20 protein-coding genes are annotated in these 22,475 nt (G+C 70.1%); 8 read left to right on the top strand and 12 right to left on the bottom strand.

The annotated features are described in order from the left end of the window. Positions 1–299 precede the first annotated feature (299 nt). The 3 genes from BMZ45_RS06840 to BMZ45_RS06830 all read right to left on the bottom strand — a co-directional run bounded on the left by BMZ45_RS06840 (position 300) and on the right by BMZ45_RS06830 (position 3,720). Positions 300–1,253, bottom strand: coding sequence for a restriction endonuclease (locus BMZ45_RS06840; protein WP_091634279.1), 954 nt, complete (start codon positions 1,251–1,253; stop codon positions 300–302). 299 nt (positions 1,254–1,552) lie between these two features. Then, on the bottom strand, positions 1,553–2,146 hold the full coding sequence (locus BMZ45_RS06835) for a phasin family protein (RefSeq protein ID WP_139215418.1): 594 nt from the start codon (positions 2,144–2,146) through the stop codon (positions 1,553–1,555). Positions 2,147–2,469: 323 nt separating this feature from the next. Next, positions 2,470–3,720 (bottom strand): patatin-like phospholipase family protein, encoded by a 1,251-nt coding sequence (locus tag BMZ45_RS06830; RefSeq protein WP_091634276.1) that lies wholly within the window; start codon positions 3,718–3,720, stop codon positions 2,470–2,472. Between the two features lie 118 nt (positions 3,721–3,838). On the opposite strand from BMZ45_RS06830, the gene BMZ45_RS06825 reads away from it, so the two are divergent. Continuing rightward, positions 3,839–4,561 (top strand): FFLEELY motif protein, encoded by a 723-nt coding sequence (locus tag BMZ45_RS06825; protein ID WP_091634273.1) that lies wholly within the window; start codon positions 3,839–3,841, stop codon positions 4,559–4,561. Between the two features lie 266 nt (positions 4,562–4,827). On the opposite strand, the gene BMZ45_RS06820 is transcribed toward BMZ45_RS06825, so the two are convergent. Further along, the gene (locus tag BMZ45_RS06820) at positions 4,828–5,103 is read right to left on the bottom strand and encodes a polyhydroxyalkanoic acid system family protein (protein WP_091634270.1); all 276 of its coding nucleotides are present in this window, start codon (positions 5,101–5,103) and stop codon (positions 4,828–4,830) included. A 104-nt stretch (positions 5,104–5,207) separates the two neighbouring features. On the opposite strand from BMZ45_RS06820, the gene BMZ45_RS06815 reads away from it, so the two are divergent. Next, positions 5,208–6,026 carry an FHA domain-containing protein gene (locus BMZ45_RS06815; protein ID WP_254776574.1) on the top strand — a complete coding sequence of 273 codons (819 nt, stop codon included), beginning with the start codon at positions 5,208–5,210 and terminating at the stop codon, positions 6,024–6,026. Here the strand turns inward: BMZ45_RS06815 and msrQ are convergent. Continuing rightward, complete coding sequence (gene msrQ / locus BMZ45_RS06810; protein ID WP_091636290.1) at positions 5,995–6,612, bottom strand: protein-methionine-sulfoxide reductase heme-binding subunit MsrQ; 618 nt, start codon at positions 6,610–6,612, stop codon at positions 5,995–5,997. The two genes, BMZ45_RS06815 and msrQ, sit on opposite strands and share 32 nt — an antisense overlap. A 67-nt stretch (positions 6,613–6,679) precedes the next feature. Next, positions 6,680–7,648 (bottom strand): protein-methionine-sulfoxide reductase catalytic subunit MsrP, encoded by a 969-nt coding sequence (gene msrP, locus BMZ45_RS06805; RefSeq protein ID WP_091634267.1) that lies wholly within the window; start codon positions 7,646–7,648, stop codon positions 6,680–6,682. A 182-nt stretch (positions 7,649–7,830) separates the two neighbouring features. Here msrP and serC point away from each other — a divergent pair, with 182 nt between their 5' ends. From serC to BMZ45_RS06780, 5 genes are all read left to right on the top strand, one after another. Continuing rightward, complete coding sequence (gene serC / locus BMZ45_RS06800; RefSeq protein WP_091634264.1) at positions 7,831–8,916, top strand: 3-phosphoserine/phosphohydroxythreonine transaminase; 1,086 nt, start codon at positions 7,831–7,833, stop codon at positions 8,914–8,916. A 282-nt stretch (positions 8,917–9,198) separates the two neighbouring features. After that, positions 9,199–10,398 (top strand): prephenate dehydratase, encoded by a 1,200-nt coding sequence (gene pheA / locus BMZ45_RS06795; protein ID WP_091634261.1) that lies wholly within the window; start codon positions 9,199–9,201, stop codon positions 10,396–10,398. Beyond that, a complete protein-coding gene (hisC, locus tag BMZ45_RS06790; RefSeq protein ID WP_217643165.1) occupies positions 10,395–11,564 on the top strand; it encodes a histidinol-phosphate transaminase in 1,170 nt (389 codons plus the stop codon). Before pheA ends, hisC begins: the two co-directional genes overlap by 4 nt. Further along, positions 11,561–12,880 carry a 3-phosphoshikimate 1-carboxyvinyltransferase gene (gene aroA, locus BMZ45_RS06785; RefSeq protein WP_091634258.1) on the top strand — a complete coding sequence of 440 codons (1,320 nt, stop codon included), beginning with the start codon at positions 11,561–11,563 and terminating at the stop codon, positions 12,878–12,880. Before hisC ends, aroA begins: the two co-directional genes overlap by 4 nt. Positions 12,881–13,158: 278 nt before the next feature. After that, entirely contained in the window at positions 13,159–14,649 is a 1,491-nt protein-coding gene (locus tag BMZ45_RS06780) for an O-antigen ligase family protein (protein ID WP_091634255.1), read from the top strand. A gap of 136 nt (positions 14,650–14,785) precedes the next feature. Here BMZ45_RS06780 and BMZ45_RS06775 read toward each other — a convergent pair whose 3' ends face one another. Next, positions 14,786–15,361 (bottom strand): energy transducer TonB, encoded by a 576-nt coding sequence (locus tag BMZ45_RS06775; RefSeq protein WP_091634252.1) that lies wholly within the window; start codon positions 15,359–15,361, stop codon positions 14,786–14,788. Between the two features lie 104 nt (positions 15,362–15,465). Beyond that, the gene (locus BMZ45_RS06770; protein ID WP_091634249.1) at positions 15,466–16,122 is read right to left on the bottom strand and encodes an energy transducer TonB; all 657 of its coding nucleotides are present in this window, start codon (positions 16,120–16,122) and stop codon (positions 15,466–15,468) included. Between the two features lie 152 nt (positions 16,123–16,274). Between BMZ45_RS06770 and serS the strand changes: the two genes are divergently transcribed. Further along, positions 16,275–17,567, top strand: coding sequence for a serine--tRNA ligase (gene serS, locus BMZ45_RS06765; protein ID WP_091634246.1), 1,293 nt, complete (start codon positions 16,275–16,277; stop codon positions 17,565–17,567). 289 nt (positions 17,568–17,856) lie between these two features. On the opposite strand, the gene pgl is transcribed toward serS, so the two are convergent. The 4 genes from pgl to BMZ45_RS06745 all read right to left on the bottom strand — a co-directional run bounded on the left by pgl (position 17,857) and on the right by BMZ45_RS06745 (position 22,445). Continuing rightward, entirely contained in the window at positions 17,857–18,546 is a 690-nt protein-coding gene (pgl, locus tag BMZ45_RS06760) for a 6-phosphogluconolactonase (protein WP_091634243.1), read from the bottom strand. A gap of 87 nt (positions 18,547–18,633) precedes the next feature. Then, entirely contained in the window at positions 18,634–19,620 is a 987-nt protein-coding gene (gene glk, locus BMZ45_RS06755) for a glucokinase (RefSeq protein ID WP_091634240.1), read from the bottom strand. After that, entirely contained in the window at positions 19,617–21,041 is a 1,425-nt protein-coding gene (gene zwf, locus BMZ45_RS06750) for a glucose-6-phosphate dehydrogenase (RefSeq protein ID WP_091634238.1), read from the bottom strand. Before zwf ends, glk begins: the two co-directional genes overlap by 4 nt. Before the next feature lie 30 nt (positions 21,042–21,071). Further along, on the bottom strand, positions 21,072–22,445 hold the full coding sequence (locus BMZ45_RS06745) for a GH1 family beta-glucosidase (RefSeq protein ID WP_091634235.1): 1,374 nt from the start codon (positions 22,443–22,445) through the stop codon (positions 21,072–21,074). Positions 22,446–22,475 lie beyond the last annotated feature (30 nt).

The raw sequence follows: 22,475 nt of genomic DNA, 5'->3' as shown, positions 1-22,475 counted from the left end.
GGCGGAACGCTGGGCGGTCGCGATGCGGTTCCTCCGGTTCACCGCATCCTACGCATGCGATTCCCCTCTTTGAAAAGGGAGCAGGGGGATTTGCTGTAGCCGGTGCTTTGGCGGCCGCGATGCGGTTCGCCTTCGGCTCACCACATCCTACCTACGCGATTCCCCCCTTTGAAAAAGGGGGGCTAGGGGGGATTTGCTGTTGCTTTGTGCTTTTCGAGCGAAAAGCAAATCCCCCTGGCCCCCTTTTTCAAAGGGGGGGCAGAGCTTCAAAGGGAGGCGCTTCGAAGGGGCGACAGCGCTCAGTAAGTCTTGCACTGCAGGAAGCGCACGCGCTTGTTGCTGCCCGGCGGCGGCTGCAGTTGCAGGCGCGAGGAGCGCAGGAAGGCGTAGCGCTCCAGGATGGCGCAGATCTCCTTGGCGTCGGTCTGGTCGTCCTCGCGCAGCTGGTACACCAGCAGGGTCGACGAGGTCGACCACAGGGCGCGTTCCACGTTCGGCAACGAGGAGACCATCCGCATCACTTCGGCGCGCTCGTACTGCTCGCGATTCGGGTCGGCCGGCGCCGGCGCGGTCAGCACGGGCTCGGCCGCGGCGGCCGGGGGCGTTGGGGCGACGGCGGCGGCGACCGGCGCGACCGGCGCGGCTTCGGCGTTGCGCGGCGGGTCCGGCAGCAGCAGGCTCACCAGCGCGCCCAGCACGATCGCCGCGCCCCAGCCGAACAGGGTCTCGCGCATCACCCGCTTGCGCGTGCTCGCGGTCAGGTCGTTGCGCAGCGACTCCGGCAACAGCGGGCTGACCAGGGCCCACAGCGCGGGGCCGTCGTAGCGTTCCAGTTGGATCCCGCGCACCTCGGCGTCGGCGATCCGCCCGGGCGTGGCCAGGACGCCGCCGCTGGCGCCGGCGAAGCGCACCGCATTGGCGAACTCGGCGACCACCGCGGCGCTGACCTGGTAGTCGGCGTGGCCCTGCTTGCAGGCCAGCAGCCAGGGGCGGCCGTCGCGCTGCAGGCGCAGTTCCTCGGGCTGACTACCGCGCTCCAGGCTCTGTTCGACCGATTCGGGTTCGAAGCCGCGCGGCTGCAGGGCCTCGACCACCAGGCGCGAGAACTCGCGCCAGCGCATGTTCGCCAGCGCCTCGATGCCGGCCATGGTTTCGGCGCGGCGACGGCGGTACAGCCACAGATAGGCCGTGATCGCGCCACCGGCCAGTACGGCGATCAGGAGCGCGGTCAGCAGCGAAACAGCATGGGACATGCAGGCCTCAGGCCGGATGTGGGGCGCAAAATATACGCCACTCGGCACCTGGAGCTGCGGCCCTGGCTCACGCTATGCGCGAATGGCCACACCGCGAACACGGATCGGCGCCGGTTTCCACAGAAACGCGGACGCCCGCGGGCGGCGGACAAAGAAAGCCCGCCAGTCCGAAACCGTAAGGGGAGGGGAGCATACGGAGCGACGGACTGGCGGGCTTAGCGGGTCGCGCGACCGGCGTTCAGGCGCGCGCGCTGGAGCGGGTACTGCGACCGGGCGGCGGGCCGCCCGGCGTAGCTGGATCAGGGAGCGACCGGCGGTTTGGGCTTGGCGATCGACTTGCGCGGCGCCTTGCTGGCGGCTTTCTTGGCGACCGGCTTCTTGGCCGGCGCCTTCTTGGCGACGCTGGCCTTCTTGGCCGGAGCGGGCTTGGCGGAGGCGCTCTTGGCGGCGGGCTTGCCGCCCTGGCGGCGCAGCTCGGCGGTCAGGGTGTCGACGCGCTGGCTGAGGCCGGCGAGGTCGTCGCGGCCGGGCACGCCCAGCTTGACCAGGGCGCGCTGCACGCGCTCTTCGAACACCTTCTCCAGGCGGTCCCAGGTATCGGCGGCGCGTTCGCGCGCGTGACCGACCTTGGACTCGACCACGTCGCGCAGGGCGTCGGCCTGGCCACCGGTGAACTTGCGCGCGGTCTGCTCCAGGTTCAGGCCTTCCTTGACCAGGCCTTCGAACAGCTTGGTGCCTTCGGCCTGGGCGCGACCGAACGCGCCGACGCCGGCCAGCCAGATCTGCTGCGCGGATTCGCTCAGGGTCTTGGACAGACGCTCGGCCTGCTCCTGGGCGCTGCTGCTGGCCTTGCCGGCCGTCGTTTTCTTAGCGTTCTTCTTGAACTTGGCCATGTGCCCTCCAAGCGGGCGTGAATTCGATGTCACTGCACGATGGGCGCGCTGTCTAGAGTTTTCACACCATTGGACGGGACGCGCAGCCCAGGCCGACGGAATTCGGCGAAGCCGGTACCGCCAGCCCGTAGGATGCGATGAGCCCAAGGCGAACCGCATCGTTGCGCCGCGTCGGTGCGGTGGTCACCGCACCCTACGGTCCTGTCTGGCGTTTTCACGCTATTGGGAGAGCGAGGAGCCAGGAAACAGGAAGTAGGAAACAGAACGAGTGGGGGCCTTTGAGGCCTCGTCACTCGTTCCTGCGTCTACTCGTTACCTAGCGCTTACTTGGCCCTGGCGCGCTTGCGACGGCTCGCCACCCAATGGTCGACGTCGTCCAGCGCGCGGCGCAGGCGTGCGGTGGTCTCGGTGTCGCGCGAGGGCGGCGCGATGCCGTCCAGGACCGAACGTTGCGGATCGGCCAGGACTTCCTCGCGAATACGGATGCCGTGCGCGGCCAGCACCGGGCGCAGGGCGTCGGCGCGCTGGCGCAGGTCGGCCAGGGTGTTGCGGTAGGCGATCTCGCAGATCCGCCGCCGCGCCGAGAAGCTGAAGGCGTTGGTGAAGAACAGCTCGCCGTCCTCGGCGTTGGGCTCGAACACCAACTGGTCGATGTTGGGGTACTGCTGGGCGTAGCGCGCCAGGCCGACCTGCATGCGCGACTGCAGCAGGGTGCGGAAGGTCTGCGACAGCACCGCCGGCAGGCCGCCCGCGGCCAGGCTGTTGTCCTCGGCCACCGGCGCGTCGCCGTGGTTGTGGTTGAACGGCACCAGCGGATTGATGCCGATCAGCAGGTCGATGCCCTGTTCCAGTACCAGGGAGGCGTGCATGGTCCGGCGCAGGGCGCCGTCGACGAAGTGGCGGCCGCGGATGTTCACCGGCGGGTACAGGCCGGGCAGGGCGGCGCTGGCCTGGACCGCCTTGGAGATCGGAATGTCGTTCCAGTCGTCGCCGCCGAAGCGCACCGCGTCGCCGCTGTCGATGTCGACCGCGACCACGTACAGGCGCGCATCCAGTTCGCGGAAATCGTTGCTGCGGCCGCGGCGGGTGAAGACCTCGCGCAGAAAGCGTTCGACTTCGCCGTTGTCGAACAGGCCGTTCGGGATCAGGCCGCCGAAGCGGGTGATCAGGTCCGACCAGCGCGCCTCGCGCGGCGAAAACAGCAGCTCGCGCCACCATTCCGTGGCCAGGCGCGGGAAGCTCGCGGCGCGCTTCATGTATTCGAAGAAGGCCGGCCGCATGAAGGTTTCGGGCCGGAACTGGACGTCGTCGCTGTCGCCGGTGATGAAGATCCGGCACATCTCGGCGGTGTCCATGCGGTTGGCCAGGCCGGCGGCCAGGAAGGCGCCGCTGCTGACGCCGACGTAGCAGTCCAGCCGGGTCAGGTCGAGGCCCTCCAGGGCTTCGTCCAACGCGCGCAGCGCACCCAGTTCGTACATGCCGCCGATCGGACCGCCGCCGGCGATGGCCAGGCCGATCTTGGCCGGCGAGCCGGTGCTACGCGCCCGTTGCTGGGCGGAATGGAGTGACAGCATGAGGTGGGCGGCGACCGTGCGGAGGAGTATCCCCCCGAGTGTAGCCGACCGCGCCGGCCGCGCCAGACCGGTCGGCCCGCGGTTGCGGGCATCGGCCGCGGCCGCGATCATGCCCGCAATGTCCCGGACGACCGACCTTTCCGCCCGTCTCAGCGACCTGCTGGCGCGCCACCAGGCCTTGCACGATCCCAAGCAGGACGGCCGCAATGGCCTGCGCTGGCTGCCCGAGCTGCGCAGCTGGCAGGCGCGACGGCTGGAGGCCAGCTTCGACCGCTTCCTGCGCGATCCGCGCCGGCGCCCGGCCGCGCAATTCTTCCTCAGCGACGTCTACAACGACCACGACTTCAGCCGTCGCGACGCCGACATCGCGCGGGTGCTGCCGATGATGCAGCGCCTGCTGCCCTCGGCGCTGTTGAGCACGGTCGCCGACGCGATCGAGTTGGGCCTGCTCACTCACGCCTTCGACCTGCGCATGGCCCAGCGCCTGCAGACCCTGGCGCCGCGGCGCCGGCGCCTGGACTCGGCCTTGTATGCGCTGGCCTACCGCGACTGTGGCCTGCCGCGCCTGCGCGGGCATCAGATCGACCTGATCGGGCGCGTCGGCCTGGGCCTGGGGCGGGCGGTGCGCATGCCGGGCGTGGCGACCTTGCTGAAGCTCTCGCGCGGGCCGGCCAAGGCGGCCGGCTTGGCGGAGCTGCAAGGGTTTCTGGAGCGCGGCTTCGCCGCCTTCGGCCAGTTGGGCGACGTGCGCGAGTTCATCGCCGAGATCGAAGAGGACGAGCGCGAGGTCGCGCAGCGTCTGTTCGAGGGCGATGCGGACCCGTTTCCGGGGTTGGAGTAGGGCGGCCCGCCGGGCGTGTCGGTACGGGAATGGGCCGAGCTGCGCGCTTAGGACGTCGCTCTCTCGATTCGTCAGTCGCGCTTTTACGGGAACGACGAATCGGAGCAGCGCGGGCGATTGCGGTCTCGGCGCCTGCGCAAGATCGGTGGACCGCCCAGCGCGGAGTTCGTCGAAGCCAACACGGTGGACACGCCACTGGAATCGAGCAACGTATTTCGAGGGCAATTCCCCGAGTCCTGGTCGCGCGGCGCCGCAGGCGCCCCGGCTTACTTGAAGCGCTCGTCCAGCACCCGCCGGATCTCGCTTTCGATCGGGCCCTTGAGCGCGCCCAGCAGGAAGCCCAGGCTCGCGGTCACGCGCAGTTGCTTCGGGCCCAGCGCGATCTTGCCGTCGACGCCGCTGCGGGCGAAGTTCAGCGTGTCGCCGGCCCAGTCGTATTCGATGCCGAAGCGCTCGGCCAGCTTTTCCGCCACCTCTTCGACGGCTTTGCGGGCCTTGGCCGGCGTCAGCGAATGATCGTGGCGGATATCGATACTCGACATAAACGTTCCCTCCCAGGGTCCGCCTATTGTGCGGGCGTGGCGCGCCGCATCCAAGAGTGTGCCGACCATCGCCGTCGACGCGGTGTGCGTGATGGCCGCGCAGCATGCTAGATTTCCGCTGCGTGGAAAGCCTAAGACTGCGATACCCCAACCGCGAACATGCCGACCTGGCCCTGAGCCCGGGCGTGCATGCGATCGGCCGCGACGCCGACGGTCGCACTGCCCTGGTCCGCGACGGCGCGGACGCGGTGGCGCAAGTGTGCGTGGACCGCCGCGGTGTGTGGCTGCAGGTGCGCGAAGGCGTGCGTGGCCTGCACGTCAACGGCCGCCCGGTGCGGCGCATGGCGATGCTGCGCGCGGGCGACGCGATCTTCCTGGACGGGGTCGAACTGCTGCTGCTGGCCGGCGAGCCCGCGCCGGCGCCGGCCGACTATGGTTTCGGCGAAGCGCCGGAGAGCCGCATGGTGATCCGCGGCATCGCCGGCCCGCATCACGGCCGCTGCTATCCCCTGGACAAGCCGCGCACCATCGGCCGCGCCAGCGAATGCGACATCCGCATCGACGACGCCTCCTTCGCCGAACGCCACGCGCGTCTGGAAGCGCATGCCGACGGCGTGGTGCTGCGCGACATGGGTTCGGTCGAGGGCAGCCTGGTCAACGGCCGGCCGGTGCGCAACGCCTTGCTGCGGCCGGGCGATCAGCTGGTGCTGGAATCGCAGCACCGCTTCGTGATCGAAGCGCCCAGCCGCGGCGGCGGCGGCGAGCCGCCGCATACCCCGCATCCGGTCGAATTCGAGGCCGAAGAGCGCACGCGTCCGGCCGCGGCCCTGCCGTCGTCGGTGCGGCGCATGCCCTGGCTGTTGTTGGCGGCCGCGTTGCTGGCCGCCGCGCTCAGCCTGCTGCTGCTGTACGGCGCGAGCTGAGCGCGCGCAGCTTCTTCCACGCCCGCCAGCCCAGCAGCGCGGCCAGGATCGCCGCGTACAGCAGCGGTTCGCGGATGTCGGACTTCACCAGCCACCAGAAGTGCAGCACCGCCAGCACGGCGATCGCGTAGATCAACTGATGCAGCCGGCCCCAGAGCCGGCCGAGCTTGCGCATCGCCGCCTGGGTCGAGGTCAGCGCCAGCGGCACCAGCAGCAGCCAGGCCAGGAAGCCGACGGTGATGTAGGGCCGCTTGATGATTTCCTCGAAGATCTGGGTCCAGTAGCCGCGCAGGTCCAGCACCAGGTAGGCGGCGAAATGCAGGCAGGCATAAAAGAACGCGTACAGGCCGAGCAGGCGCCGGAACCGGATCAGCACCGGCTGGCCGCTGAGTTGGCGCAGCGGCGTGATCGCCAGGGTCAGCAACAGCAGGCGCAGCGCCCACAGGCCCAGGCGGTGCTCAATCTCGGCGACCGGGTCCGCGCCCAGGCCGCCGCTGCCGGTCAGGAACTCTTCGCGGATCTGCCAGGCCAGGATCGCCGCCGGGGTCAGCGCGAGCAGATGCACCAGGGTTTTGGCCGCGATCATGGCCTTGGATGCGGCGCGGCGCGGCGCCGGCCGCGCGGTGGCGGCCGGGGTGCGGTCGTTCATGCGCTCAGAACCACTGCTTGAGGTTCATGCCAGCGTACATCGACGCGACCTGGTCGCCGTAGCCATTGAACAAGCGGGTCGGGATGCGTTCGGCGAACAGCTTGCTGGCGGTGCCGGCGATGCGGCGTTCGCTCTTCTGGGTCCAGCGCGGGTGGTCGACGTTGGGGTTCACGTTGGAGAAGAAACCGTACTCGCTGGACTGGGCGTCGTTCCAGCTGGTGAACGGCATTTTCTCGACGAAGGTGATCGCGACGATCGACTTGATGCTCTTGAAGCCGTACTTCCACGGCACCACCAGGCGCAGCGGCGCGCCGTTCTGCTGCGGCAGCGGTTTGCCGTACAGGCCGGTCGCCAGCAGGGTCAGCGGGTGCATGGCCTCGTCGATGCGCAGGCCTTCGCGGTACGGCCAGTCCAGCGCGGGGTAGGCCAGGCCCGGCATCTGCTTGCGGTCGGCCAGGGTGGTGAAGGCCACGTACTTGGCCTTGGAGGTCGGCTGGAAGCGCTTGAGCACCTCGCCCAGCGGCACACCCAGCCAGGGGATCACCATCGACCAGCCTTCCACGCAGCGCAGGCGGTAGATGCGCTCCTGCGGCGTCAGGCCCTTGAGCAGATCGTCCAGGGCCAGGGCGCCGGGCTTGGCGCAGGCGCCGCCCACCGCGACCGTCCACGGACGGGTGCGCAGGGTCTTGGGGGCCTTGCCCGGGTCGGCCTTGCCGGTGCCGAACTCGTAATAGTTGTTGTAGCTGGTGACGTCCTCGTAGCGGGTCAGGGTTTCGTCGGTGCGAAAGCCCGAGGCCGCCTGCGCGGGCGTGATCGCCGTCTTGGGCGCGGGCGGGGGTTCGGCGTCGGCGCAGCCGGCCAGGCCCAGCGCGGGCGCGGCCGCGAATGCGGCCAGCAGGCGCCGACGCTCGCGGTACACGGTTTCGTCGGTGATTTCGCGGGCGGGGAGGTTGAGAGCGTCGCGTAGTGACATCGGGCCGAACTCCTGCGGGAAACGGGCGCGGCGGGGGCCGTCGCGGGGCCGTAAGGGAGATACGGCCGGCTTACCCACATAGAGGCAGCCGGAGGGGCAAAAGTTGCGCGGGTAACCAAGGCGCGCGCAAGTGTTGCACTGCGGCATACTTGGGCTCCAACCCCACTCCCACGGAGCACCCGATGTCCCGCGCGTTCAACTTCAGTGCCGGCCCCGCGACCTTGCCCGAAGCCGTCCTCCAGCAGGCCCAGGCCGAAATGCTGGACTGGCATGGCGTCGGCGCCTCGATCGTCGAGCTGAGCCACCGCGGGCCGGAGTTCCTGCAGGTCGCCCAGGAGGCCGAAGCCGACCTGCGCACGCTGATGTCGATCCCCGAGGATTATGCGGTGCTGTTCCTGCAGGGCGGCGCGACCACCCAGCAGGCCTTGATCGCGCTGAATTTCGCCGCCCCGGGCCAGACCGTGGACTACGCGGTGACCGGCCACTGGGGCAAGACCGCGCTCAAGCAGGTCAAGCCCTATGTGAACGCCAAGGTGGTCGCCGACGGCGAAGCCGGCGGCTACCGCGACATCCCGGCCTACGGCGAGTGGCAGCTGTCCAAGGACGCCGCCTACGTCCATTACACCGCCAACGAAACCATCCACGGCGTCGAGTTCCGCGACATTCCGCAGACCGGCGACGTGCCGCTGATCGGCGACTTCAGCTCCAGCATCGTGTCCGAGCCGCTGGACGTGTCCAAGTTCGGCGTGATCTACGCCGGTGCGCAGAAGAACCTGGGCCCGGTCGGCGTGAGCGTGGTGATCGTGCGCCGCGACCTGTTCGAGCGCACCGGCCAGCCGCGCGCCGAGATCCTCGACTACCGTGCCCACGTCAAGGGCGAGTCCATGCTCAACACCCCGCCGACCTGGAACTGGTACCTGGCCGGCCTGGTGTTCAAGTGGATGATCGCGCAGGGCGGGGTGACCGAATTCGCGCAGCGCAACGCGCGCAAGTCGGCGCTGCTGTACCGGACCATCGACAACTCCGGCGGCTTCTACCGCAACGAAGTCGCGGCGTCCGCGCGCTCGCGCATGAACGTGCCGTTCTTCCTCAAGGACGAAGCGCTGGACAAGCCCTTCCTGAAGGAAGCCGAGGCCGCCGGCCTGATCTCGCTCAAGGGCCACCGCGCCCTGGGCGGCATGCGCGCTTCGATCTACAACGCGATGCCGGAGGAGGGCGTGCAGGCGCTGGCGTCCTTCATGCAGGACTTCCAGCAGCGGAATGGGTGAGCGGTCGCGCTTAGCCGATGCCCTATCGGCATCGGCATCGGCTGCGAACGCGAACGCCCGGCCATGGGTGAGCAACCGTGCTCAGTCGATGCCCTATCGGCATCGACTACGGTAGCGAACGCACGGCCATGGATGGCCGGGCCGGACGGTCCCCAGGCGAGCCGGTCTCGCCATGGACGGCAGCCTTGAACTCCAGCTTGCGTCGTAGGTTTTCGTAAGCTCTCAAACATCTTCGCTACCTCTGCACCACCTCCGGCCGCCCCCCGGACCCACGAGACCACCATGGCAAAGAAACCCACCCAGCCCGCAGCGTCGAAGCCGAAGCAGGCCGCCGCCAAGCCGAGCAAGGCCGCGAAGCCCAAGGCCGCGAAGCCCAAGCCCGCCGCCCCCGCGGCCGAGCCCCCCGCGCTCGACCTGCCCACCCTACGCACCCGCATCGACGGCATCGACCAGCACATCCAACAGCTGATCGCCGAACGCGCCCAGTTCGCCAACCAGGTCGGCAAGGCCAAGGGCAAGCTGGCCGCGGCGGTGGACTACTACCGTCCCGAGCGCGAGGCCCAGGTGCTGCGCCGCGTGGTCGACCGCAACGACGGTCCGCTCAACGACGAAGTGCTGGTGCGGCTGTTCCGCGAAATCATGTCGGCCTGCCTGGCCCAGCAGGAGCCGCTCAAGATCGGCTTCCTCGGCCCGGAAGGCACGCATTCGCAACAGGCGGTGTTCAAGCATTTCGGCCACTCGATCCACGGCCTGCCGCTGGCCAGCATCGAAGAGGTGTTCCAGGAGGTCGAGGCCGGCAACGCCGACTTCGGCGTGGTGCCGGTGGAGAACTCCACCCAGGGCACGATCCAGTCGACCCTGGACATGTTTCTGACCTCCAAGCTCAAGATCTCCGGCGAAGTCGAGTTGCGCGTGCACCAGCACCTGCTCTCGCGCAGCGGCCGCATCGAGGACATCGAGCGCGTCTACTCGCACCCGCAATCCTTCGCCCAATGCAAGGCCTGGCTGCGCCAGTACCTGCCCAAGGCCGAGAAGATCGCGGTGGCCAGCAACGCCGAGGCCGCGCGCCGCGCGCGCAACGCCGACGACGCGGCCGCGATCGCGGGCGCCAGCGCCGGCAACGTCTACGGCCTGAAGAACGTGGCCGGCCCGATCGAGGACCGCCCCGACAACACCACGCGCTTCCTGGTGATCGGGCGCGAGCTGTTCACGCCCTCGGGCAACGACCGCACCTCGCTGCTGATCTTCATCAAGGACCAGCCCGGCGCGCTCTACAACGTGCTGTCGCCGTTCGCCAAGCGCGGCCTGAGCATGAACCGCATCGAGTCGCGGCCGGGCCACACCGGCCGCTGGCAGTACGCGTTCTTCGTCGACATTGGCGGCCACGTCCAGGAACAGGCGATGCGCGAGGCGCTGGAGGAGCTCGAAGAGCTGGCGCACGAAGTCAAGGTGCTGGGCTCCTACCCGGTCGCGATCGCGTGAGCGCGGCGCCGTCCTTGCCGGCGGCGACGCCGGCCTATGACGAGGCCTGGTTCGCCGCGCGCGCGCAAGCGGGCGTGCAGCGCCTGCGCGCCTACGACCCGGGCCACGATCTGGTCGCGTTGCGGCGCAAGTTCGGCACCGCGCAGCTGGTCGAGCTGGGCTCCAACGAAAATCCCTACGGCCCGTCGCCGCGCGCGCGCGCGGCGGCGCTGGCGCAGCTGGATCAGCTGCATCGCTATCCCGATCCGCTGGGCGCCGATCTCAAGCGCGCGCTGGCCGCCAAGCACGGCGTGAGCCGCGAGCGGATCCTGCTCGGCAACGGCTCCCACGAACTGCTGATGCAACTGGCACAGGTGTTCGCCACGCCGGGCGGCGAGGTGGCGTTCTCGCGCTACGGCTTCGCGGTGTTCGCGCTCGCGACCCAGGCCGCCGGCGCGGACATGCGCATCGTCGAGGCGCTGCCGCGCGACGCGGCGATGCCGGCCGGCCACGATCTGGACGCGATCGCCGACGCGATCGGGTCGCGGACGCGCCTGGTCTACCTGGCCAATCCCAACAATCCCACCGGCACCTGGTTCGGTCGCGCGGCGCTGCAGGCGTTCCTGGCGCGGGTGCCGGCCGAGACCCTGGTGGTGATGGACGAGGCCTACGCCGAGATGGTCGACCGCGGCGAGGCCGGCGATTTCGCCAGCGCGGTCGAGTTGCTGGACGCGCATCCGAACCTGATCGTGACCCGCACCTTCAGCAAGGCCTACGGCCTGGCCGGACTGCGCGTGGGCTATCTGCTGGCGGCGCCGGGCCTGGTCGCGGTGATGGAACGCCTGCGCGAGAGTTTCAACGTCAACGGGCCCGCGCTGGCCGCCTGCGAGGCCGCGCTGGCCGACGAGGCGTATCTGGAGTCGGCCTGCGCGCGCAACGCCGAACAGCGCGCCGCGCTGAGCGCCGCATTGCGCGAACGCGGCTTGCGCGTGTTCCCCTCGCAGACCAATTTCGTCCTGGTCGAGTTCGGCGCCGACACCGCGCGCATCGAATCCGAACTGATCGCGCGCGGCGTGGTGCTGCGCCCGATGGGCGGCTACGGCCTGGGCGACTGCCTGCGCATCACCGTCGGTGACGCCGACGAGAACCGCCGCTTGCTGGCCGCGCTGGACGCGGTGCGCGCATGAGCGCAGGCCAGGCTTGGGTCGCCGCGCCCGGCGCGCCGCTGCGCGGCAGGCTGCGCGTTCCCGGCGACAAATCGGTATCGCATCGCGCGGTCATGCTGGGCGCGCTGGCGCAAGGCGTCACCCGCGTCACCGGCTTCCTCGAAGGCGAGGACACCCGCGCCACCGCGCGCGTGTTCGAGCGCCTGGGCGTGCGCATCGAAACCCCCAGCGCCAGCGAGCGCATCGTCCACGGCGTCGGCCTGCACGGCCTGCGCGCGAGCGCGCAGGCGCTGGACTGCGGCAACGCCGGCACCGGCATGCGCCTGCTCGCGGGCGTGCTGGCGGGGCAGGGCTTCGATTCGGTGCTGATCGGCGACGAGTCGCTGTCCAAGCGTCCGATGCGGCGCGTGACCGAGCCGCTGGCGGCGATGGGCGCGCGCATCGACAGCGAGCCCGGCGGCTTGCCGCCGCTGCGCATCCATGGCGGGCGCGGCCTGCACGGCATCGACTACACCCTGCCGGTGGCGAGCGCGCAGGTGAAATCGGCGCTGCTGCTGGCCGGCTTGTATGCGCAGGGCGAGACCGTGGTGCGCGAACCGCATCCGACCCGCGACTACACCGAGCGCATGCTGTCCGCGTTCGGTTGGCCGATCGAATTCTCGCCCGGCTACGCACGCCTGAGCGGCGGCCACGCCTTGCGCGCGACGGACGTCGCGGTGCCCGCGGATTTCTCCTCGGCCGCGTTCTTCCTGGTCGCGGCCAGCGTGGTGCCGGGCTCGGAACTGCTGCTGGAAGCGGTGGGCATGAACCCGCGCCGCACCGGCCTGCTCGCGGCCCTGCGCCTGATGGGCGCCGACATCGCCGAGGAGCATGCGCGCGAGGAGGGCGGCGAACCGGTCGCCGATCTGCGCGTGCGCTACGCGCCGCTGCACGGCATCGAGGTGCCCGAGGCGCTGGTGCCGGACATGATCGACGAGTTCCCGGCCCTGTTCGTGGCCGCGGCCTGCGCGCAGGGGCGCAGCCGGATCTCCGGCGCGGCCGAATTGCGGGTCAAGGAATCGGACCGGATCGCGACCATGGCACAAGGGTTGCGCATTATTGGTGCGCAGATCGAAGAGACGCCGGACGGCGCGATCATCGACGGCGGCGCCTTGCGCGGCGGCTCGGTCGACAGCCACGGCGACCATCGCATCGCCATGAGCTTTGCGGTGGCGGCGCAGCGCGCGCGTGACGAAGTGCGTATCGGCGATGTCGAGAATGTGGCCACGTCGTTTCCGGGTTTCGATCGGTTGGCGCGCGACTGCGGTTTCGAACTGCGCACGGCGTTTGGTTTGTAGACAGGCAAGGCCGCCGGGTTTCGCTAGACTTCGTCGACTGATCGCGGTGCGCCTTTGGCGCGGCGCGAACAGCCGATGTACGGACAAGGATGTGCGAACAAGGAGGTAACGGCCGTCGTCCACCGCCCCCGCGGCGCGACGGTCATCACGTGGTTCGCGCCAGGCCCGGCGCGATTTGCGAGAGGACTCAGCGATGCAGCAACCCCGATGCGGCTTGACGACGCCGGCGACGTGCGTGCGCGCGCCGTCGTTACGCGACCCTGCGATGGCGATCGCGCATGGCTGAGGACGCGCTCGCCATGAACCACGCCGCGCGCGCACCAGCGCACCGCACGGGTTCGAACTGGTACTCCGAGGCCGCCGCCGATCTGCCGCCGTGGCTGCGTCGGGTCGCGCTGTTTGCCTTGGCCTATCAGGCCTTCTTCGCCCTGACCGATGTCGGCCTGTATCTGCGGCCGGAACTCGGCGCCGGCGTGTTGCTGCTGCTGATGTGCGGCGCCGGCCGTCGGCCTTGGCGCGAACTGGCCGCGCAGCCGGCGGTGCGCGCGCTGCTGGTGTTGATCGTGTTCGTGATCGCTCAGGCCGTGTATGTGGCGGTCAGCGTGGTGCCGGGCATACCGCTGTCGGCGCAGTTGTCGACCGCCAGCAAGCTGGTGCGGCTGGCCGTCTTCACCTGCGTGACGGGCTGGTGGCTGTCGCTGATGCCGCGCGCGATTCCGCGCCTGGTCCTGCTGATGGCCGCCGGCCTGTTGCTGTCGGCGCTGATCTACCTGCCATGGACCCAGATCGACGCCCTGTGGAGCGGCCGTATGCGCTCCGATCTGGGAATTCCGGAAAACTTGAACGGCCAGCTCGCCGCGATCGGCGGATGGCTGGCGCTGTGCCTGTCGATGGCGCTGTGGGCGCAGCGGCGCGAACGTGGACGCGGTCTGGTATTGGCGCTGGGTTTCCTCGCCTACGTCGGCTGCTTCTGCCTGCTGCTGTTCTCGCAATCGCGCGGCGCCTGGTTGGCCTTCGCGGCGGTGCTGCCGCCGGTGGTCCTGGGCTATGCCTGGTACCTGCGCCGCGCCCGTGGCGGCCTGGGCGCGTTGGTGCCGGCGCTGGCGGCGGCGCTGGTGTCGGGCCTGTTGCTGTTCGCCGCGCGCGATCTGATCGTGCTGCGTTTCGCCGGTTCCGAGACCGTGGTCAGCGAGGCCCAGCAGGCCGCGGCCGCGGGCACCGTCGCGATCGCCAGCACCCCGGCGCCGCCCGCGGTCGCGCCTGGTGCGCCGACGGGTCCCGCCGCCGCCGCGATCACGGCCCAGCAGACCCAGGTCAACAACAAGGCCGTGAGCGTGCGCATGGCCCTGTACAAGCTGGGCATGGAGAAATGGCTGGAGCGGCCACTGTTGGGCTGGGGCCTGCGCACCACGCCGTCGCTGATCGCCGAGAGCCGGCGCGACATGGCCGGCCAGCACCACATGCATCTGCACAACACCTATTTGGACGCGCTGGTCGGCCTGGGCGCGCTGGGCACGCTGCTGCTGGCGGCGGCGTTCGCGCTGCTGCTGCGCGAGGCGCTGCTGGCCTGGCGCCGCGGCCTGATGCCGCTGGCCGGCTTCTGGGCGCTGGCCGGCAGCGTCGGCATCGTGCTGATCGCCAACAACTTCGATTCGCTGTTGTGGCGTTTCGAGTACGGCCGTGCGCCGCTGGAGTTCCTGTTCGGAGCCTGCCTGGCCTGGGGCCTGATTCGTCGGCGCCGCGATGCCGGGCAGGGCGCACGCGACTGAGCGGGTCTCGCGTCGCGTCGGTGACCGTTCCTGGCCGTTGTTTGCATCGCTCCGGCCGCCCTCGTGGCGGCCGGAGCCCGCTCTCCCCCGATTGCGCGGTCCTACAGGCGAGGACCGATTGGGTCTAGCCTTGCGTTCAAGCCTGCGGCTTGAACTCGATCGGCACTTCCACCACCGCCGGCACGGCCTTGCCGTTGCGCGTGGCCGGTTCGAAGCGCCAGCGGCGCACCGCGTCCTGGGCGGCGCGGTCGAGTTCGCGCGAACTGCTGCGGCGGACGAAGTCGATCTCGCCCGGCACGCCGTCGGCGCTCACGTTCACCCGCAGCAGCACGTCGCCGCCTTCGCCGCGACGCAGCGCGGTGGCCGGGTACTCGGGTTCGGGGCTGCGGCTGGCGATGCGTTCCGGCGCGGTCTCGCGCGGGGTACCGATCGCCGGCTTGGTCGGCTTGGGCTTGGCCGCGTTCGCGACCGGCTTGCGCGCGTCGCCTTCGGGTGTCGTCGCCGGCGTGGTCTCGGTCGGGACCGGCGTGATCGAGGTGTCCGGCGCCATCGGCACCGCTACCGGCGTGCGTTGGCTTAGCAGGTACCAGATCAGCAGGATCGCAGCCAGCAGCACCAGCAGCCAGAGGCCGGTACGGTTGCGCGCAGGCTCGGCGGCGTCCGCGGTGGTTTGCGGTTGAGTGTCGCGATGGTCCAGCGTGTTGTCCGTCATGTTGTCCCTCCTCGGGTCGTCCCCGGTGTTCCGGGTGGCGATCCGACTTTCCCCACGCCGGTGTTAGCGGCGAGTGAGGCGGAGGGGGTCAGGGAGTTACCCGTTCAGCGACTGGCATCGAATGTGATCGGGACCATCACGGTGCCGCTGACCGGCTGGCCGTTGGCCAGGGCGGGGCGGAAACGCCAGCGCCGGACCGCGTCCTGGGCCGCGCGGTCGAGCAGGCGCGAGCCGCTGGTGGCGCCCACGCTGACCTCGGTGGGCACGCCATCGGCGCCGATCTGCACGCGCACGGTGACGGTGCCGCTCTCGCCGCGGCGCAGGGCCTGGGGCGGGTAGCGCGGCGCGGGGTTCTGGCCCGCGATCGGCTTGGGATCGGAACTGGCGACCGCGCCCGGCGGCGGCGTCTGCGGACGCGCCGGGATCGCGGCATCGGCCGGCGGCGGAGGCGGCGCGGTCTCGACCAGACGCGGCTTATCGGCGCCCGGCGCGGGCGCGGCCTGAGGCGCGGGACCGACGCCGCTGCCCTCGTTGCCCGACATCGGCGCCGGCAGCGGCGCGTAATTCGGGCCGGCCGCGGTCGGCGGGGCGACCCCGTCGGCGCGATAGAAGTCGTGTTCGCCGCTGCGCGACCAGACCAGGGCGAACAGGATCAGGCCGAGCGCGAACGCGCCCAGCACCCACCACAGGGCCCTGCGCGAGGGGCGCCAGGCGGCCAGATCGAGGACGGGGCGGGACGGTGCGGGGGACGGTGTCGACATGCAGGATCCGGCGGCGGCGGGGAGCGGGGCTGACCGCATTCTGCCTCTAACCGGGTTAATCCGTCGGCAACCGGTCGCGGTTTGCAGCCGCGATTGGCCCTGAACGCGTTAAGCACGCGATAATCGCGCTCCGCTTCCCCACCGGTTCCGCCATGCTCGATCCCATTCTGCTGCGCCAGCAACCCGCCGAACTCGCCGCGCGCCTGCGCGACACCCGCGGCTACGTCCTCGACCCCGGCGCGCTGGAGTCGCTGGAAAGCGAGCGCAAGCAGATCCAGATCCGCACCCAGGAACTGCAGAATCTGCGCAACACCCGCTCCAAGGCGATCGGCCAAGCCAAGGCCAAGGGCGAGGACGTGGGCGCGCTGATGGCCGAGGTCGCCGGTTTCGGCGACGAGCTCAAGGCCAGCGAGCTGCGCCTGGACGAAATCCGCGGCCAGATCGAGGCGATCGCGCTGGGCATCCCGAATCTGCCGCACGAGTCGGTGCCGGCCGGTCAGGACGAGAGCGGCAACGTCGAGCAGCACCGCTGGGGCGCGCCGCGCGCGTTCGATTTCGCGGTCAAGGACCATGTCGAGCTGGGCGCGCGCAAGGGCTGGCTGGACGGCGACACCGCCGCCAAGCTGTCGGGCGCGCGCTTCACCGTGCTGCGTGGCCAGCTCGCGCGCCTGCACCGCGCGCTCGCCCAGTTCATGCTCGACCTGCATTCCAACGAGCACGGCTACGAAGAAACCAACGTGCCGCTGCTGGTCAACGCCGATTCCATGCGCGGCACCGGCCAGTTGCCGAAGTTCGAGGACGACCTGTTCGCGACCACGGTGGGCGAGGGCGAGACGGCCAGCAAGCGCTACCTGATCCCGACCTCGGAAGTGCCGCTGACCAACATCGTGCGCGACGCGATCGTCGAGGACGCGGCGCTGCCGCTGCGCATGACCGCGCACTCGATGTGCTTCCGCGCCGAGGCCGGCAGCCACGGCCGCGACACCCGCGGCATGATCCGTCAGCACCAGTTCGAGAAGGTCGAGCTGGTCACGATCGCGCGCCCGCACGAAAGCTACGACGAGCACGAGCGCATGACCCGCTGCGCCGAGGTGGTGCTGGAGCAGCTCGGCTTGCCGTACCGCCGCATGCTGCTGTGCACCGGCGACATGGGGTTCTCCGCGACCAAGACCTACGACCTGGAAGTCTGGCTGCCCAGCCAGGACAACTATCGCGAAATCTCCTCGTGCTCGAACTGCGAGGCCTTCCAGGCCCGCCGCATGCAGGCGCGCTGGCGCAACCCGGCCACCGACAAGCCCGAGCCCGTGCACACCCTCAACGGCTCCGGCGTCGCCATCGGCCGCGCCCTGATCGCGGTGATGGAGAACTACCAGAACGCCGACGGCTCGATCACGGTGCCCGCGGCGCTGCGTCCGTACATGGGCGGGGTCGAGCGCATCGAGTGATGTCGCGGTGGATGCAACGACCGAGGCGAAGGTCGTTGTAACGACGCGACGCGCTGGTGGGCGTGGCGTCCGTAGGGTGCGGTAAGCCGCAGGCGCACCGCACCGCCTTACGTATCCCTCGATGCGTCATTCCCGCCAAGGCGGGCTCCGCTTTGCTTGGGCGCAGCCGAACATCCAGCGACTTGGACGGCATGGTCAACGACGAGCGAAAGCGATGCGGTTATCGCCGCATCCTACGGTGGTCGGATCCGGCCGGCGCCAGCCCGATCGTCGACGCTAGGAGCCGCCGCTACTCGCACCAATGCACATGCAACGGCGCGCCATGCCCCGCCTCCAGCGCGGCCAGCACCGGATAGCGCGTGACGTCGCCGCTGCGTAGCGCGGCTTCGAAGACTTCGCGCTTGCGTTCGCCCTGGATCAGCAGCAGCCGGGTCTGCACGCGCGCCAGTCCGACCGGGGTCAGGCTGATGCGGCGCGGCCATTGCTGGGCGCCGGGCGCGTCCTGAGCGTCGACGGCGACATAGGCCTGGCGGCTTTCCAGCGCGCGCGACAGGTCGCGGCTGTTGGGGAACAACGAGGCGGTATGACCGTCCTCGCCCATGCCCAGCACCGCGGCGCTGGCGCCGAGCTGGGCGTGGGCGTTGGCGGCGGCGACCGCATCCTCGATGCGGCGGCCGGCCAGGGTCAGCGGCTCGAAGCGCGCGGCGGCGGCGTGGTCGTGCAACAGATGGGTGCGGACCATGCGCGCATTGCTGTCGGGATCGTCCGGCAGCAGCCAACGCTCATCGACCAGGCCGATATCGACCCGGCTCCATTCCAACGGCGCTTTCGCCAGCGCGCGATAGACCGGCCCGGGCGTGCTACCGCCCGACAGCAGCAGGCGCGCGCGCGGGCGCAGCGACAGGTCGCGGCGCAATTCGGCCGCGATCGCGACCGCGCAAGCCCAGGTCCACACATCGCGGCCGCGATGCGCGTGCATTACGTAGCGTGCGGTTTCCGGCTCCGGAGGAGCGGCCGAGGCGGGCGACGTATCGTCGAGCATCTCCCGATCTTCGCACGAACAACCTCAACGTGGCGTGTGCCTGGCCAGAGCCGCCGCACCCAGCAAGCCCGGCTGGGGATGGGTGACGGCGAGAGTGGGAATGCGCGCCATCGCCGGCGAGAAACGGCCCTTGTGCTCGAAGCGCTGGCGGAAGCCGGAATGCTGCAGCCAGGGCATCAGGCGCGGCACCAGCCCGCCGGGCAGGAACACGCCGTCCCAGGCGCCCAGGGTCAGCACCAGATCGCCGGCGGCGGCGCCGTACACGGCGCAGAACACGTCGATCGCGCGCAGGCAGCGCGCATCGCCTTCACGCGCCATCGCGGTGATGTCGGCCGGTTGCAGTGGGCCCGGGTCTTCGCCGGCGATCTGGCTCAGGGCACGATGCAGATTGACCAGGCCGCTGCCGCTGACCAGGCGCTCGTTGGAGACGCGGCCGAACTCGCCCGACAGGCGTTGCAGGATTTCGATTTCCTCGGGCGTGCCGGGCGCGAAACTGACGTGGCCGCCTTCGGTCTGCAAGGGGTAGTAACGGCCGTCGCGACGGATCAGACCGCCGACGCCCAGGCCGGTGCCGGCGCCGATCACCGCATAGGTGCGGTCGCCTTCCTCATCGGCGCCGCGCCAGGCGTTGCCGCCGATCGCGACCACGTCCTGCGCGCGCAGCAAGGACACCGCCATCGCCTGCGCGGCGAAATCGTTGACCAGTTGCAGGCGTTCCAGGCTCAGGGCCTGGCGCGTGCGCGCGGCCGAGATCACCCAGGGATGATTGGTGATGCGCGCCTCGTCGCCGTCGACGCGGCCGGCGACCGCGAACACGGCCGCGCTGGGCGTGGCGCCGATGCGGTCGAGATAGTGGCGCGCGGCGTCGGCCAGGGACGGAAAGTCGGCGACGGAGAACACCTGCACGCTGTCCTCGCGCAGCGGTTGTTCGAGCTGCGGCGCGGCCAGGGCGAAGCGCGCATTGGTGCCGCCGATATCGGCCAGCAAGGTATCCGGGGTGGACGCGTTCACGGCTCGCCTCCACGGCCCTGGCGCAGCGTCGCCGGCAGGAAATCGGCGGCCTCGTTCGGGCCCCAGGAGCCGGCCGGGTACTCGAGCGCGGGCTGAGCGGTGCCGCTCCACGCGCGTTCGACGCTGTCGATCCATTGCCAGGCCGATTCGACCTCGTCGTCGCGCACGAACAGGGTCTGGTTGCCGCGCAGCGCGTCCACCAGCAGGCGTTCGTAGGCGATGCGGCGTTGCGGCGAACCCGACATCGACAGGTCCAGCGACATCGGCCGCAGTTCCAGCGCGCCCCATTCGGGCGCGGCCAGGCTGCCCATCAGTCCCAGCTCCACGGTTTCGTCGGGCTGCAGGCGCATGCGCAGGCGGTTGGGGCGCTCGCGCCCGCGCGCGGGGCGCTCGAACAGCCAGTGCGAGACCGGTTTGAACGAGACCACCACTTCGGTCGCGCGCGCCGCCAGGCGCTTGCCGGTGACCAGCCGGAACGGCACGCCCGCCCAGCGCCAGTTGTCGATATAGGTGCGCAGGGCGACGAAGGTTTCCACCGGTGCGTCGTGGACGAAGCCCTTGACCGCGCGGCCCTCGACCACGCCGGCGCCGTAGCGGCCGCGCACGGTGTCGCGCGCGGCGTCGGCGGCGCTCATCGGGCGCAACGCGCGCAGCACCTTGCGCTTCTCCTCGCGGATGCTGTCGGCGTCCAGGTTGGACGGCGGCTCCATCGCGATCAGCGCCAGCAGCTGCAGCATGTGGTTCTGGACCATGTCGCGCAGGGCGCCATAGCCGGCGTAGTACTCCTCGCGGCCGTCGACGCCGGCGGTTTCGGCGACCAGGATGTCGACCGACTCGATCCAGCGGTGCTGCCACACCGCCTCCAGCAGGGTGTTGCCCAGGCGCAGCGCCAGCAGGTTCTGCACCGCGGCCTTGCCCAGGTAGTGATCGATGCGGAATATCCGCGACTCGTCCAGGCAGGCGCGCAGTGCGGCGTTGATCTCGCGCGCCGAGGCCAGGTCGCGGCCGATCGGTTTCTCCAGGACCAGGCGCGAGGGCTCGGCGAGCACGCCGGCCGCGCTCAAACCCTGCGCCACCGACACGAACAGATCCGGCGGCGTGGCCAGGTAGCTCACGCTGGGACGGTCGGCGTAGCGCGACAGCGCGGCCGCGATGGCGGCGGTATCGCGCAGGTCGACCGCGGTGTAAGTGATACAGCGCAGCAGACCGTCCACGGACGCGGCGTCGTCGGCGGCCTCCGAGGCCATGCGTTCGCGCAGCCAGGCGCGGAAATCCTCGTCGCTCAGCTCCTGCCGCCCGACCGCGATCAGGCGGAAGTCGGGCGGCAGCAGGCGGTCGCGCCAGAGGTGGATCAGCGACGGGAACAGATAGCGCTGGGCGAGATCACCCGTGGCGCCGAACAGCAACAGGGTGTCGTGCATGGCGCCGCCGCCTGGTCGGGATCGAAGCGCTTAAGGTAACGGCTCGGACAGCGAACGGCCATGCGTGGCGATCACGTTCGAGTACCACTTCGCGCTGTCCTTGGGCGTGCGTTCCTGGGTCGCGTAGTTCACATGGACCACGCCGAAACGCTTGGAGTAGCCCAGCGACCATTCCAGATTGTCCAGCAGCGACCACACCATATAACCGCGGATGTCGCAGCCGGCCTGGATCGCGTCGTGGATCGCGCTGAGGTGTTTTTGCAGATAGTCCATGCGCAGCGGATCGCGCACGCGGCGCTCGCCGCTGGCATCGGGCTCGGCCACCGGCGGATCGAAGAAGGCCGCGCCGTTCTCGGTCACGTACATCGGGATGTCGCCGTAGCGCTGCTTGAACCAGGTCAGGGTGTCGGTGAGGCCCTGCGGGAACACCTCCCAGCCGGTTTCGGTGTAGGTGCCCGAGGGCTGGCGGACCACGCCGGTGTTGAGCGGGTAGCTGACCGCGTCCTTGGTGACGCTGCGGGTGTAGTAGTTGATGCCGACGAAATCGAGCTTCTGCTGGATCAGCGCGTAGTCCTCGGCCGGCCATTCCGGCCAGGCGTCGCCGAAGATCTCGCCCAGCTCCGGCGGGTAGGAGCCGAGCAGGGCGGGGTCGAGGTATTGCTCGTTCATGTAGGCGTGCGCGCGCTTGACCGCGGCGGCGTCGGCGGCCGAATCGGTGGCGGCGTACTTGGGTTCGATGTTCACCACCAGGCCGATCTCGTGCTGGCCGATCGCGCGGTAGGCCTGGACCGCGGCGCCGTGCGCGCGCATCAGATTGTGCGAGGCGATCGGCGCCTCGTAACGGCTGCGGTGACCGGGCGCGAGCGCGCCGTGCAGGTAGCCGCCGTCGGTGATCACCCAGGGTTCGTTGAGGGTGACCCACTTCTTGACCCGGCCGTCGAGGGCGCGATACAGCACGCTGCCGTACTCGGCGAACCAGTCGGCGCAGTCGCGGTTGAGCCAGCCGCCGCGGTCGTCCAGCGCAGCCGGCATGTCCCAGTGGTAGAGGGTGAGCAGAGGTTCGATGCCGTTGGCCAGCAGTTCGTCGACCAGGCGCGAATAGAAGTCGACGCCGGCCTGGTTCACCCGGCCGGTGCCCTCGGGCAGGATCCGCGACCAGGACACGCTGAAACGGTAGGCCTGCAGGCCCAGGCGCTTCATCAGCGCGACGTCGTCCTTCCAGCGCCGGTAGTGGTCGCAGGCGACGTCGCCGGTGTCGCCGTTGAGGGTCATCCCCGGCGTGTGGGCGAAGCGGGTCCAGATGCTGGGACCGGCGCCATCGGCGAGCGGGGAGCCCTCGATCTGATGGGCGGCGGTGGCCGCACCCCACAGGAACCCCTCGGGAAAGACACGAACTTGGCTCATCGCTGCTTGGCCTCCGCTGCGGCGCTAATG

The sequence above is a fragment of the Lysobacter sp. cf310 genome (assembly GCF_900114355.1).
Taxonomy (GTDB): domain Bacteria; phylum Pseudomonadota; class Gammaproteobacteria; order Xanthomonadales; family Xanthomonadaceae; genus Lysobacter.
Note: the sequence above shows the minus strand (reverse complement) of the source record. Positions and strands in the feature narration are given on the sequence as shown.

Bases quoted from the DNA above. Each gene is read 5' to 3' on its own strand.
- BMZ45_RS06840 (WP_091634279.1), bottom strand. From the start codon at position 1,253: ATGTCCCATGCTGTTTCGCTGCTGACCGCGCTCCTGATCGCCGTACTG.
- BMZ45_RS06835 (WP_139215418.1), bottom strand. From the start codon at position 2,146: ATGGCCAAGTTCAAGAAGAACGCTAAGAAAACGACGGCCGGCAAGGCC.
- BMZ45_RS06830 (WP_091634276.1), bottom strand. From the start codon at position 3,720: ATGCTGTCACTCCATTCCGCCCAGCAACGGGCGCGTAGCACCGGCTCG.
- BMZ45_RS06825 (WP_091634273.1), top strand. From the start codon at position 3,839: ATGTCCCGGACGACCGACCTTTCCGCCCGTCTCAGCGACCTGCTGGCG.
- BMZ45_RS06820 (WP_091634270.1), bottom strand. From the start codon at position 5,103: ATGTCGAGTATCGATATCCGCCACGATCATTCGCTGACGCCGGCCAAG.
- BMZ45_RS06815 (WP_254776574.1), top strand. From the start codon at position 5,208: ATGCTAGATTTCCGCTGCGTGGAAAGCCTAAGACTGCGATACCCCAAC.
- msrQ (WP_091636290.1), bottom strand. From the start codon at position 6,612: ATGATCGCGGCCAAAACCCTGGTGCATCTGCTCGCGCTGACCCCGGCG.
- msrP (WP_091634267.1), bottom strand. From the start codon at position 7,648: ATGTCACTACGCGACGCTCTCAACCTCCCCGCCCGCGAAATCACCGAC.
- serC (WP_091634264.1), top strand. From the start codon at position 7,831: ATGTCCCGCGCGTTCAACTTCAGTGCCGGCCCCGCGACCTTGCCCGAA.
- pheA (WP_091634261.1), top strand. From the start codon at position 9,199: ATGGCAAAGAAACCCACCCAGCCCGCAGCGTCGAAGCCGAAGCAGGCC.
- aroA (WP_091634258.1), top strand. From the start codon at position 11,561: ATGAGCGCAGGCCAGGCTTGGGTCGCCGCGCCCGGCGCGCCGCTGCGC.
- BMZ45_RS06780 (WP_091634255.1), top strand. From the start codon at position 13,159: ATGGCTGAGGACGCGCTCGCCATGAACCACGCCGCGCGCGCACCAGCG.
- BMZ45_RS06775 (WP_091634252.1), bottom strand. From the start codon at position 15,361: ATGACGGACAACACGCTGGACCATCGCGACACTCAACCGCAAACCACC.
- BMZ45_RS06770 (WP_091634249.1), bottom strand. From the start codon at position 16,122: ATGTCGACACCGTCCCCCGCACCGTCCCGCCCCGTCCTCGATCTGGCC.
- serS (WP_091634246.1), top strand. From the start codon at position 16,275: ATGCTCGATCCCATTCTGCTGCGCCAGCAACCCGCCGAACTCGCCGCG.
- pgl (WP_091634243.1), bottom strand. From the start codon at position 18,546: ATGCACGCGCATCGCGGCCGCGATGTGTGGACCTGGGCTTGCGCGGTC.
- zwf (WP_091634238.1), bottom strand. From the start codon at position 21,041: ATGCACGACACCCTGTTGCTGTTCGGCGCCACGGGTGATCTCGCCCAG.
- BMZ45_RS06745 (WP_091634235.1), bottom strand. From the start codon at position 22,445: ATGAGCCAAGTTCGTGTCTTTCCCGAGGGGTTCCTGTGGGGTGCGGCC.